Genomic DNA, 12,194 nt, shown 5'->3' with positions numbered 1-12,194 from the left:
GTACCGTAGTACTCCCTTCGCTCGACTTGCATGTGTTAGGCACGCCGCCAGCGTTCGTCCTGAGCCAGGATCAAACTCTCATGTTTATATCCTTTGCTCTCATATCTCACTGTTCGGTTTTCAAGGTTCATTCTCTCGCCGCTTATCGCGACATCGTCTATATTACCACATTCATCTGCCTCTGTCAATATTATTTTTCTGGTATTTTATGGTAATGTTATTTACCAATCTTTAATGTTTGTATCAACTAATTTGTGTATATAACTATATCACATTTTAAATATGTATTGCAACATGATTATCGCTCTTTTAGAGGTAAATAATCAATTTTATGTTTGATTATCTTATAATTGCTTGCTTTTTTCTCGTTTTATGTTAATTTTATGTAAAATTTTTGAGGCATCATTAGATGCCTCAAAAATTATTTTTTATTTGATAGTATATTTTGAACTTGCTGTGTTGCCTGTTGCTGTTGATTCAGCTTGTTATTTGAATTTATATAGTTTAATCTGTTATTAAGCATGTTGACATGCCTTTGCATATCTTGTTGCATTTGCTGAAACATTTGCTTTGCTGCTGGATCATCTGTTGCACTGGCAAACTGAGCGTAAGTACCAAGTGCCGACTGTGCTGCAGCAACAGCTTTTTCAATATCACTCTTTACAGTCATCTTGATAACCTCCTTAAAAAGTATTACCTCTTTTATTATTTCAATTTAGGAGGTTATTTACACTTATAGTTATTTGAAATTTTTACTACACAATATATTGCAATACAATAAGCAAAATCACCCCTGGTATGCCCAAAAATCCAACAATCAGCGCAGTTATCGGATTTATACCAACGTATATCCCAAATGATTTGCCGGCCATATTTATGAAAAACAAAACTAATGCTCCTATTATACCATTTAATATAAGCCTCAATAAAAACTTCCTTGGCACAACTAATAACCACCCGAGTATATACAGCAAAAAAAGCCCCACAACATATGCTATGATTATATTATATTCAATGCTTAAATTCATAAAAAATTCCCCCTTAATACATCCTATGATTATTATATTAAGAGGGGGACAAATTATGATATAAGTGAACTGAAATTGTCAAAATTAACTCCGTTTTCTTTAGCTTTTTTTAATAAATATGTGTATTTTTTTCTAAGAGATTCAAGATTGTATATTGCCTGATCTATCAAGTCTGGATCTGTGACGTTTTGAAAATATATTTCTGCATCCTTAAGTTGCCTCATCGTATTTTGTACTTCATTTATCAAAGCATCATTTTCATTATTTTTTTCTTCTTTTGTAGCTGAAATTTCTTTGAAAATGTTATATAGTGAGCCCATAAAATACCTCCTCATCCATATTGTTGACAGCAACATGGATGAGTATACCTATAATTCAACTTCTTTTATTATATCAAGGGATCTTCCATCTATTTTATTTAATTTAACAAGTTTATAAATTGTATCAATGGCTTCTATATGGGCTAATCCTTTTCTATACGGCCTATCTTCTGTCAAAGCTTGGTACATATCGCATACCGCCATAAGCCTGGAAATGTCGTCAAGGTCATCTCCAGTAAGTCCTTCAGGATATCCAGAACCATCCAATTTCTCATGATGATTTGCAGCCCATTCAGCTATATCATCAATGCCACCTATTTCCATTAATATTTTCTTAGTATAATATGTATGAGACTTTATTATCATAAATTCTTCTTCGGTTAATTTATCGGGTTTATCTAGTATTTCATTTGGGATAGCCAATTTACCTAAGTCATGCAAAAGACCTGCTATTTTCACTTTTTTTGCCATCATCTCGTCATACCCCGATATCAAAGCTGCTTTGTATGCAATTTCTGATATGCCTTTCGAATGCTTGTAAGTAAAGTGGCTTTTGTTATCAATTATATTCGAAAATACTCGTGCAATTTTGCTAAGATCATTTATGTCAATTATCATTGTTTCATTGGATATATAAGGTCTTAAAACATCAAACGTGTCATAATGTTCATAATCGAGCCAAAACTTTTCCTGTTTCATTAAGTCATTTAATACCTTTACCACTATTGGGTTGAACGATTTCCCTGATTCATCATTAAACCATTTTTCTATATGTTTTCTTGTCCCGTATTCATTCATTGTTATAGACACTGTATTGTATTTCACATCAAACTGATCTGCCAGATATATTATCTGAGCTTCAAATGGTATAGAATCTCCATTAATATGAAAATATCCGCTTCCATCCCAGTTTTCGTGATGATACTTTATGATATCAGAAAATTCATGTCCTCTAGGCATGTCTTTTACCATATCGCTTCCTCTCAATGAATGCACCCATGTGTTGTTTGAATTAAAATCTTCATATACGTCGCTTTTTCCTATGTCATGGAGAAAAGCAGAATAAAATATTTTATCCTCTTCATCCCTTTTTATATTTAACTTTCTTGCCAATCTTATAGCAACATATGCAACTTTGCGAGCATGCCCAAAATTTCTTTTCTCAAGGATGTCCAGTGATAGCGATAATGCTGACAGTAATCTAAAATAATCTAATAACAAAAGAACCATCCTTTCTCGTATCATCAATAATATAATACAATATTTAAAATAGATTTCCAATATAATATCCTAAAAAAGCCCCAATAAGACCGATAATGACAGTGGAAGTAGAGTACAAAAAAGCGTGTATGTAGTGCTTTTGGCGAAGAAGGTGTATCGTTTCATGTGAAAAAGTGGAATAAGTGGTAAATGCTCCAATAAATCCTGTCATAATAAACAACTTAACATTATTATCAAAAAAATGTACAATCTTAGGGTTTGACAAAACATTCAAGAGAAATGCACCTAATACATTGACCACAAATGTTTCAATAGGCACCACAATCTCTCTGTTTTCCTTAATATGCCTAGATATCTCATACCTTAAAATTGCACCGAAAACTCCTCCTAAACCTACTAAAAAAATATTTGATATCAATTGTCTTCACGTCCTTTTAATATTTTTGCTGTTTTATCTCCCAATTCAAACCCTATAAATGACATGATAAATCCAATCAATATGGATAGCAATACATAAATCAAAGCTACCGTAATTCTTCCATGTCTCAATAGATCCATTGTTTCTTTAGTGAATGTTGAAAATGTGGTAAAGGCACCGATGAACCCAGTGGTAATTGCCAATCTAATATTAAAATTAACCTTAAATTCTTCAAGCGTTAAATTCGATATATAACTTAATAAAAATGAGCCAAAAATATTTATAAAGAATGTCTCAATAGGAAATACTGTATGCAATATACTTTGATAATAAGTAGAAATTAGATACCTTAAAATTGCTCCGAAAAAACTACCTACTCCTATATAGATATATTCCATGAAAATTACCCTCCATTTTCATAAGATAGTAATAAACAAGCTCCTATTGAGTTAGTATACCCAATAGGAGCCATTAGCATCATCGCATTTAATGGTGAGCTCCATCACCTTACAACAACAATTATATCATAGATTTGTTTTCAAAGTAAATATTTCATAATGATATACATTCTATTTTGCCTAATTTTTTATATAGCTTCACTTTCTATTGTGTTAACATGTCTAATATCCTCTTCATTGTCGTTATACAACACCTTGAAGAGACTCTCTATCGTAAACATTTTTTTATTTTCTAAACTTTCTATAAACCTGTTTATATCATTATCAAAAAGCTTGAAAACTGCAGCAAAAGTATTGCCATCATAAACAGACCCATTAAACGAAGCACCATTGTCAGTAAAAATTTTTAAAATATTTTTTATATTAAACTTGTAAAAGGGTTTAAGTCTTATATAAAATACATCTGTAAAACTACCATTAAAAACTAAAATACGTTTTGACGTACGATTTGTTTTAATGTCGTAATTCAATAGTACATCAATTAAATCTGCAACAACTGAATCCCCTGTAGGCATTTGTCCTGCACCTTTTCCAATAAAAATAAGCTCTTTAAAACCATCTCCTCTCAGTATAACAGCATTATTTACATCGCCAACACTTGCTAAAATATTGTTGGCTTCTATTAGTACAGGCTCTACACTCCCATAAACATTTCCCTTCTCGTATTTAGCCCATGCAAATGGTTTAATCTTATATCCCCATTTTCCGGCATAATATATATCGTCATATTTTATTTCATTTATACCATATCTCATTATTGAATTAACAGAAACATCAACATCAAATGCTTTTTTTATGAGAATCACAAGCTTATACAAAGCATCGAATCCTTTTATATCGTAATCTGGATTGCTTTCAGCATACCCTCGTTTTTGAGCGGATGCAAGTGCTTCATCATATTTCATTCCCTTTTCTATTATCTGTGTCAATATGTAGTTTGTCGTACCGTTTATTATTCCTCCCACAAAATTTATTTCATCGGTTATTTTGAGTCTCTCAATCTGATGTATAATAGGGATTGCCCCAGCAACACTTGCCTCAAATTTTAAAAATACACCATTTTCATCTGCCATTTCTCTAAGCTCGTCTCCATATTTTGCTATTAACTCTTTGTTTGCAGTAATTACATGTTTTTTAGAAATTATCGCCTTTTTCACGTAATCGTAAGCAGGATCAATTCCACCCATTACTTCAATTATTGCACTTATTTCGCTATCACACAAGATTTCGTTAGCATCAGTTGTTAGTATTTCATCTATACCATTAACATTTCTCGGTTTATCAGGATGCTTCACTAGTATTTTTTTTATTTCAGGATAAAACCCCGTTTTTTGTTTTATATGCTGTTTTCTTGATGTGACTATTTTATAGACTCCGCTTCCTACTGTTCCAAGTCCCAACAATCCAATCTTAAATTCCATGTAGGATACCTCCTAAAAATTTTTGGCCCTCTTCAATGAGAAGAGGGCCAAAATACGCCACTCCTCTCATCTCTCAGGTTTTTCCTGCAGGATTTGGCACCAAGCGCATATAAATGCCGGTTGCCGGGTTTCATCGGGCCAGTCCCTCCACCACTCTTGATAAGAGGATTTCAATATTCTCTTTTAAATTTATTAATGAATATATTATCACTTTATACTATTACAGTCAAGCATTCTTTTAATTTTGATATCTTGTATTTTAAAATTCTCTTTGAAAGTTGATTAAAAAAGCGTTCAGCATTATTCCTTAATTATTATTTTCTTGATTCTGAACAAAAAAATCATGGCTTGAAGGAGCCTTTTCTTTCCCTCTGACCATGATTCTATGATACAACTTTATTTTCTTTGACACAACTTTTTTTACTTTGATACGAATTTATTTTTGTTTAACAATAATTACAAGAAATTTACATTTCCCTTCTACCTTCCAATGCCCTCGATAAAGTAACAGAATCAGTATATTCGAGGTCACCACCAACAGGTACACCATGTGCTATCCTCGTCACTTTTATGCCAAAAGGTTTTATAAGTTTTGCAATGTACATAGCAGTCGCTTCGCCTTCTATATCGGGATTTGTCGCTAATATAATCTCCTTTATGTCGTTATTATTAATCCTTTCTAGCAATTCTTTTATCTTTATATCTTCTGGTCCTATACCGTCCATGGGTGATATTACGCCATGCAGCACATGGTATAAACCACGATACTCCCTTGTTTTCTCCATAGCTACTACATCTTTCGGATCAGATACTACACAAATAGTAGATGAATCTCTGGTTTCATCACTACAGATATTGCATAAATCGCTATCAGTAAAATTATAACACTTGTTGCAGTATTTTAAATTGTTTTTTGCCTCCAATATGGCATTAGATAAATTAATAACGTCACCTTTTGGCATATCCAAGATGTAAAATGCAAGTCTCTGTGCTGTTTTTCGTCCAATACCTGGAAGTCTTGATAATTCATCAATAAGCCTTGACAATGACCTCGAATAAACATTCATCAATTAATTCACCTCAAAATAAGCCTGGTATATTAAAGCCTCCTGTAATTTTTCCCATTTCCTCTGCAATCATGTGTTCAGCACTTCTTAAAGCCTGATTTACTGCTGCTAAGACTAGGTCTTCCAGCATCTCCACATCATCCTTATCAACAACGGCAGGATCAATCTTTATACTGATCAACTCTTTTCTTCCATTGGCTACTACCTTTACAGCTCCACCGCCTGCAGACTCTTCAACCGTCTTGTTTTCAAGCTCTTCCTGCACTTTCTTCATTTGCTCTTGCATCTGTTGCGCCTGTTTTATCATGTTGTTCATGTTAAAACCGCCAGGAAATCCTCCTTTTGCCATTCACAATACCTCCTATTAATATTTAGTGTTCTCTTCCTATTTATATGCTGATTTTGGCTGGGTAGTGATAAATTAATCTATAATTTCTACATCGCCAAAATATTTTTTTACTGCTTCAATCAACTCGTCATTTTCATTTTTTTTGACTACTACGTTCACTATATAATCTATTCCAGTCAATTTCTTAATAACATCTTTAATATAATCTTTATTTTCAACTTTATTCAGTTCATCTTTGTAGAATTCATGCTCCTTTGGATATTCTATCATAAAATTACCGTCTTTCAAATACGGTTTGCCTAAACTTAAAAAAGAAAAAATCATAGGTCTATCTTTTTTTATTATATTTAGTACTTCTTTAAAGACTTCATTTACATCGATTTTATCGCTTTTTTCTGTACTCTCAGTAATTTTTACATGCTTATTTTTTATTTCATCTGCATCAACTTCATCATCTTCAACACCTTTTTCGGATTTTACTACATCTTTTTTTAATATAATGCCAGCATCATTTTCCCCATTAAATGCTACTTTAACGTTATTCAATCTATTTTCAAGTTTCTTAATCCTATCTAAAATGCTGTCTATATCAGGTGATATTTCAGGATTCATAAGCTTCAATACTGTTATTTCAAATAATATTCTTGGTGATTGCGCGTATCTAATTTTTCCTTGTAAATCGATCAACTTTTCTATAGCGTTAGACAAAAACGACATATCAAATTCCGACGCCTTCAATATTTTATCATTTATCTCTGTTTCTAATATTTCTTCAGACTCTGTACCGCATGTTTTGTAAATAACAATGTCCCTCAAAAATGACAACATCGCTTTGATCAAGTTGCTTACATCTATGCCATAAAGCATCAATTTATCTATCTGGTTTATGACTTCCTTTGCGTTTCTATCATTTATTCTTTTTACAAGAGTATATAATGTATCATCATTTACAGTACCAAGAATGTCACATACATCATCATACGTTAAAACATCATTGTATGACACACACTGTTCAAGTATGCTTATAGCATCTCTCATAGAGCCATTTCCATGCCGGGCAATCATCGCAATAGCTCTATTCTCTATGTTTATATTGCTGTCTTTGGCAATTTTCCCTATATTTTGTGAAATAACCTTTGATGGTATCCTTTTAAAATCAAATCTCTGACACCTTGACAAAATAGTAGCCGGTATCTTATTTGGCTCTGTAGTTGCCAATATAAATATAGCATGTGATGGCGGCTCCTCCAACGTTTTTAAAAGCGCATTAAAAGCACTTCCTGACAGCATGTGAACCTCATCGATAATATACACTTTGTACTTACATATTGATGGTGCATATATTATATTGTCCCTCAATTCTCTTACATCATCAACGCTGTTATTTGATGCTGCATCTATCTCTATTATATCTATAAGGGAATTGTTGTTTGCAGATTCACATATTTGGCATCTATTGCAAGGCTCACCTTCTACACTGTTAGGACAATTGACTGCTTTTGCGAAAATCTTAGCAACACTGGTTTTACCTGTACCTCTAGTCCCACAAAAAAGATAAGCGTGTCCTATTCTTCCTGTCTTTATCTGATTTTTTAACGTTCTAACAATATGATTCTGCCCTAAAACCTCACTAAAATTTCGAGGTCTGTATTTCCTGTATAACGACTGATACATAAAAAACACCTCATTTACTTAATTGTAACAAAAAAAAGGATACTTTTCTATATCCTTTTTAGTTAGCTATCTCAATTTCTCTTTTGATTCTCTCAATCTTTTTTCTGTCTCTCATGTAAATAGATATTACACTATCTACCACCCGCGGATTGAATTGTGTCCCTTTATACTTTAATAATTCATTTACGGCTTCGTCAAAAGGCATCCCTTTTCTGTATGATCTATCAGATGTCATTGCATCAAATGAATCTGCAACACACAGTATCGCAGCAATCAATGGTATGTTATCATCATCAAGCCCAAAGGGATAGCCTTTTCCGTCGTACCTTTCATGGTGCTTCTCGATTCCATCTATTATATCTTTCGAAAGCCCTATAGGCTCCAAAATTTTCCTCGATATGCTAGGATGCTGTTTAATCTTATCATACTCTTCTTTTGTAAGTTTTCCAGGTTTTGTGAGTATTTTATCTGATATTCCAATTTTACCTATATCATGTAATATGCCAGCAATTTTTAACTTCTCTATTTCATCTTTTGGAAGCCCCATACTTTCGCCTATAATTGCTGCATATTTTGAAACTCTCAAAGAGTGTCCCTTAGTATATCTGTCTTTTGCTTCAACCGCATACGCCAGCGCATCAATTGCCCTTAGATACCAATTTCTTAGATTATCGTAGAGATTGGCATTTTCTATAGCAATAGATACGCTATCAGCAACAGATCGCAATAAGCTTATATCATTTGCTAATCTTGATGTCGTTAATATGTTTAATGTTCCTACAGCCTTGTCTTTCGATATTAGCGGAACAGAAATTATATTCTTGACATTTAGCTGTTTAAGCCTTTTTAACAAAACGTAATCTGCTGGAAATTTATTCGCATCTAAAATCGTAATTTCCTTTGATACAAGAAGCTTAACATTTTCATCACTTGTTAAAGATAGCTCTTTTAAAAGAGGCATATCTTTTAACTCCCCTGCTGCCACCATAAGCTCCAATTTTCCTGATTCATTGACAGTTCTTATGGTACACAATGGAGAAGACAGTATTGTTGATATTTTTTCTGCTATAGAATAAAGTATATCATGGGGCTCTAAATTTTTAGTCAACAATTGTGTCACATTTCCTATAGCAAGAATCTGCCTATTTCTCTCCAGTATCTCCTTTTTTGCATTGCAATAATCTGTTATATCTCTAGACAATCCTTGAATTCCCAGCAATTCATCTTCACTATTTTTCACTAGCTTGACTCTAGTCTCAGTCAAAATTGTTGAGCCGTCTCTTTTTTTGAATTTTATTTCTGACATATTTATTTTTCCGGTCATTAAATCTTCCATTAATTTTTTATCATCATCATCAATGTATTCAAAAATTTTTTTACCTATCATTTCATCAGGTAAATAATCTAAAAATTTCAAAGATCTGTTATTTATGAATTCTACATTGTACTCTTTGTCGGTAAACCAAAGAATATCCGACATATTATCCACCAATGTTCTATACCTTGATTCTGATGCTTCAAGTTCATTTGTAACAGCCTCCATCTGCTCATATGACGCTTCAAGTTCCATATACAGGTCTTGCAATTCATTATTCTTTTTAATTAACTCCTGAGATTCTTTTTTTAGTTCTTCATAATTCGACTTTAACTTAGAAGACATTTTATTAAAATTTTTTGATAATTCTGCAAATTCTTCTGTTACATCTATATCAATATTATAATCGTATTCACCATTTGTAATTCTTTTAACACATTCATTTAATTTTTCCAGAGGATATGACATGTATTTAGATTCTCTCATTGCTATAAAAACTGAAATAAGCAAAATTAAAATAGATGTAAATATGTTATTTCCAATCCCTTTTATAATGTGTACAAATGAAAGAAGGTACACAAAAACCGAAACTCCAAATATTATTGCAAACAATCGGCTGCGATAACTTTTAAACATAAATACCTCCCTAAGCAGTTAAAATCACTATTGATATTTTCGACAATATAAAAAAAAACTTTACACAAATTTTAAATATCAGAATATTTTTTGTGTATTATACTTTACTAATAAGTATTAAATTTTTTTAATAATCAAAGGTAATAATAAAAGGCCGCACACCCGACTCTGTCATGTTACCATAAGCGTTACATAAGCAGTTAACTCCATTCAAGCACTCCCCCGGCACATGAAAGTATTTGCTTACCGTTGCTTCCTTCCGGACCTGGCGGGGTTCACAAATTTCCATTGCGGAGGACTTGAATATCATAATCACTTACTTACGCCAGCCTTACAGTAATCATGCCTCGGCTCGGGAATTCGACCCTGCTATAGCGGATTGCAGGTTACAGGGCACCGCTACCTCCCCATCTAGTACGGCCATGTAAGTCATTTATTAACTTACGACATTATTTTGCGCAATACAAAGTTTATTATACATCGTCTATATGTAAAAATCAACATTTTGATTGAGATTTTTAATGGATGTTATGGATTAAGATGGGATATGTGTTTTATGGCGGAGAGAGAGGGATTCGAACCCTCGGTACCCATTTTGTGGGTACACACGATTTCCAGTCGTGCGCCTTAGACCAGCTCAGCCATCTCTCCATGATATTTTCATGGCGGAGAGAGTGAGATTCGAACTCACGAGGCGGAAATCCGCCCACTCGCTTTCGAGGCGAGCGCTTTCGACCACTCAGCCATCTCTCCGGATTTGCCTTAGTCTACTAAAGAAATCACTTATTAATTTTTTACAGTCATCTTCCATAATACCAAAATATACGTCAACTTTCTTATTTAAAAAATCATACACAGTGCCTGCAGCACCGCTATCATGACTCTCAGCACCTATATACACTCTTTTTATCCTAGATTCAATTATAGCACCTGCACACATAGGACATGGCTCTAATGTTACATACAGCGATGCGTCATTGAGTCTCCAGTCTCCAATATTTTTGCAAGCATCTTTTATTGCATTGATTTCAGCGTGCTGCGTTGCATCTTTTTCAGTTTCTTTTAAGTTATGCCCTTTTCCTATGATTATACCATCTTTAACGACAACTGCACCAACCGGCATCTCACCAAGTTTAAGACTTAACACAGCTTCATCAATAGCGCATTTCATATATTTATTGTACATCTCAATCACACATAAATGGTGCGCCCGAGAGGACTCGAACCTCCGGCACACGGTTTAGGAAACCGTTGCTCTATCCTGCTGAGCTACGGGCGCATGATTTATATTATATATAAAATTTGAATTTTGTCAATATCATTATACAATACGTGCTTAAATTAATCAAGATGGTTAGTCCAATCCATTTTTTAGATATGAGACTTATGCTTGCTTCAAAAAGCCTCAGAAATTCTTCTATGACCTTAAAAACCTCCTAATCAAAGTTTTCTACCAAAATAATATTATTGCTATATGATGCAAAATTAGCCACTTCACTGGTAAAACCACTTTTTGAAAATAAGATATAATATTTGTTTTGATAATCAAACAATGCACTTTTTTCTATTAAGTCGTTTAAAACAGCCATGTCTATCTTTTGATTTTGCCATTTGCACTCTCCAAATATTATATTATCATTATTGATAGCAACAATATCAATCTCTTCTTCACGTCTTTTATACGGATTGTTGCCCCACCATTTACCTATTTCTTCAAAAATAAACGGAAGCTTCTTATTCTTATTTAAAATTTTAAGATAATCTATACATATTTCTTCATACACTAATCCCAAAAAATTATTCATTGACGACTTAATTTTGTTTTCAATGACTTCATCAAGCAATCCCTGCTCTATCAATGTCTTGTTGTTAAAAACAAACCTGTACCAAAATCTGAAAAAATTATCTTTGATCTTATATATGCTTTTTCTACTTTTAGCTTTTAGTTCTACAGGGGTAACTTTTTCGAGTATTTTTAAGTCTATCAATGTAGAAATATATTTAGAGCACTTATCAGTATCAATACCTACTTTTGTAGATATTTCATTTAATTTGCTTCCACCTGTAGCTATTGCTTCTATAATTGAATTGTACAAAGCAGGTTCTCTAACTTCTTGTCTTAGCAATAATTTAGGTTCTTCATAGAGATATGATGATTTATCTAATATTTTAGTCTTAATATTTTCATATACTGTTATACAGCAAATTATTTCAATATAAAAAGTGATATAAAAAGCAAAATAATTTAACCTTATCCATTATATAAAGTTAATTAATTTTCATATTC

Annotated in this window: 13 protein-coding genes, 3 tRNA genes, 1 rRNA gene, 1 other RNA gene and 2 riboswitches; all 18 genes read right to left on the bottom strand. The window is 32.8% G+C overall.

What is annotated here, in order from left to right:
* Positions 1-86: ribosomal RNA gene (locus J2Z80_RS14505) — 16S ribosomal RNA — on the bottom strand; the annotation flags it as partial.
* 335 nt (positions 87-421) lie between these two features.
* Entirely contained in the window at positions 422-670 is a 249-nt protein-coding gene (locus J2Z80_RS14500; protein WP_013296629.1) for a DUF1657 domain-containing protein, read from the bottom strand.
* A gap of 85 nt (positions 671-755) precedes the next feature.
* Entirely contained in the window at positions 756-1,028 is a 273-nt protein-coding gene (locus tag J2Z80_RS14495) for a pro-sigmaK processing inhibitor BofA family protein (protein WP_013296628.1), read from the bottom strand.
* Between the two features lie 53 nt (positions 1,029-1,081).
* Entirely contained in the window at positions 1,082-1,348 is a 267-nt protein-coding gene (locus J2Z80_RS14490; protein ID WP_209455015.1) for a DUF2508 family protein, read from the bottom strand.
* A 48-nt stretch (positions 1,349-1,396) separates the two neighbouring features.
* Entirely contained in the window at positions 1,397-2,569 is a 1,173-nt protein-coding gene (locus J2Z80_RS14485; RefSeq protein WP_209455014.1) for an HD-GYP domain-containing protein, read from the bottom strand.
* Positions 2,570-2,612: 43 nt separating this feature from the next.
* Positions 2,613-2,984, bottom strand: coding sequence for a fluoride efflux transporter CrcB (gene crcB, locus J2Z80_RS14480; RefSeq protein WP_209455016.1), 372 nt, complete (start codon positions 2,982-2,984; stop codon positions 2,613-2,615).
* Positions 2,984-3,385, bottom strand: coding sequence for a fluoride efflux transporter CrcB (gene crcB / locus J2Z80_RS14475; RefSeq protein ID WP_209455013.1), 402 nt, complete (start codon positions 3,383-3,385; stop codon positions 2,984-2,986). The genes crcB (J2Z80_RS14480) and crcB (J2Z80_RS14475) overlap by 1 nt, the downstream gene beginning before the upstream one ends.
* 57 nt (positions 3,386-3,442) lie before the next feature.
* Positions 3,443-3,503, bottom strand: a riboswitch (Fluoride riboswitch).
* 70 nt (positions 3,504-3,573) lie between these two features.
* Positions 3,574-4,866 carry a homoserine dehydrogenase gene (locus J2Z80_RS14470; protein ID WP_209455012.1) on the bottom strand — a complete coding sequence of 431 codons (1,293 nt, stop codon included), beginning with the start codon at positions 4,864-4,866 and terminating at the stop codon, positions 3,574-3,576.
* A 63-nt stretch (positions 4,867-4,929) separates the two neighbouring features.
* A riboswitch (SAM riboswitch) is annotated at positions 4,930-5,032 on the bottom strand.
* A 301-nt stretch (positions 5,033-5,333) separates the two neighbouring features.
* Complete coding sequence (gene recR, locus J2Z80_RS14465) at positions 5,334-5,933, bottom strand: recombination mediator RecR (RefSeq protein ID WP_209455011.1); 600 nt, start codon at positions 5,931-5,933, stop codon at positions 5,334-5,336.
* A gap of 13 nt (positions 5,934-5,946) precedes the next feature.
* The gene (locus tag J2Z80_RS14460) at positions 5,947-6,282 is read right to left on the bottom strand and encodes a YbaB/EbfC family nucleoid-associated protein (RefSeq protein ID WP_015310620.1); all 336 of its coding nucleotides are present in this window, start codon (positions 6,280-6,282) and stop codon (positions 5,947-5,949) included.
* Between the two features lie 72 nt (positions 6,283-6,354).
* Positions 6,355-7,956: a DNA polymerase III subunit gamma/tau gene (gene dnaX / locus J2Z80_RS14455; protein WP_209455010.1), complete on the bottom strand. Its 1,602-nt coding sequence runs from the start codon at positions 7,954-7,956 to the stop codon at positions 6,355-6,357.
* 58 nt (positions 7,957-8,014) lie between these two features.
* Complete coding sequence (locus tag J2Z80_RS14450; RefSeq protein ID WP_209455009.1) at positions 8,015-9,907, bottom strand: HD domain-containing phosphohydrolase; 1,893 nt, start codon at positions 9,905-9,907, stop codon at positions 8,015-8,017.
* A gap of 154 nt (positions 9,908-10,061) precedes the next feature.
* Positions 10,062-10,327, bottom strand: an RNA gene (ffs, locus tag J2Z80_RS14445) — signal recognition particle sRNA large type.
* A 137-nt stretch (positions 10,328-10,464) separates the two neighbouring features.
* Positions 10,465-10,558, bottom strand: a tRNA-Ser gene (locus tag J2Z80_RS14440).
* A gap of 12 nt (positions 10,559-10,570) precedes the next feature.
* Positions 10,571-10,660, bottom strand: a tRNA-Ser gene (locus J2Z80_RS14435).
* Positions 10,647-11,093 (bottom strand): nucleoside deaminase, encoded by a 447-nt coding sequence (locus J2Z80_RS14430; RefSeq protein ID WP_041587502.1) that lies wholly within the window; start codon positions 11,091-11,093, stop codon positions 10,647-10,649. Before J2Z80_RS14430 ends, J2Z80_RS14435 begins: the two co-directional genes overlap by 14 nt.
* Positions 11,094-11,109: 16 nt before the next feature.
* A tRNA-Arg gene (locus tag J2Z80_RS14425) sits at positions 11,110-11,186 on the bottom strand.
* A 157-nt stretch (positions 11,187-11,343) separates the two neighbouring features.
* A complete protein-coding gene (locus J2Z80_RS14420) occupies positions 11,344-12,033 on the bottom strand; it encodes a DUF234 domain-containing protein (protein ID WP_340371402.1) in 690 nt (229 codons plus the stop codon).
* Positions 12,034-12,194 lie beyond the last annotated feature (161 nt).

Source organism: Thermoanaerobacterium butyriciformans (assembly GCF_017874545.1).
GTDB lineage: Bacteria > Bacillota > Thermoanaerobacteria > Thermoanaerobacterales > Thermoanaerobacteraceae > Thermoanaerobacterium > Thermoanaerobacterium butyriciformans.
Note: the sequence above shows the minus strand (reverse complement) of the source record. Positions and strands in the feature narration are given on the sequence as shown.

Excerpts from the sequence above, each read along its gene's own strand:
- J2Z80_RS14500 (WP_013296629.1), bottom strand. The coding sequence starts at position 670 with ATGACTGTAAAGAGTGATATTGAAAAAGCTGTTGCTGCAGCACAGTCG.
- J2Z80_RS14450 (WP_209455009.1), bottom strand. The coding sequence starts at position 9,907 with ATGTTTAAAAGTTATCGCAGCCGATTGTTTGCAATAATATTTGGAGTT.
- dnaX (WP_209455010.1), bottom strand. The coding sequence starts at position 7,956 with ATGTATCAGTCGTTATACAGGAAATACAGACCTCGAAATTTTAGTGAG.
- J2Z80_RS14495 (WP_013296628.1), bottom strand. The coding sequence starts at position 1,028 with ATGAATTTAAGCATTGAATATAATATAATCATAGCATATGTTGTGGGG.
- recR (WP_209455011.1), bottom strand. The coding sequence starts at position 5,933 with ATGAATGTTTATTCGAGGTCATTGTCAAGGCTTATTGATGAATTATCA.
- crcB (WP_209455013.1), bottom strand. The coding sequence starts at position 3,385 with ATGGAATATATCTATATAGGAGTAGGTAGTTTTTTCGGAGCAATTTTA.
- J2Z80_RS14460 (WP_015310620.1), bottom strand. The coding sequence starts at position 6,282 with ATGGCAAAAGGAGGATTTCCTGGCGGTTTTAACATGAACAACATGATA.
- J2Z80_RS14490 (WP_209455015.1), bottom strand. The coding sequence starts at position 1,348 with ATGGGCTCACTATATAACATTTTCAAAGAAATTTCAGCTACAAAAGAA.
- J2Z80_RS14470 (WP_209455012.1), bottom strand. The coding sequence starts at position 4,866 with ATGGAATTTAAGATTGGATTGTTGGGACTTGGAACAGTAGGAAGCGGA.
- J2Z80_RS14430 (WP_041587502.1), bottom strand. The coding sequence starts at position 11,093 with ATGTACAATAAATATATGAAATGCGCTATTGATGAAGCTGTGTTAAGT.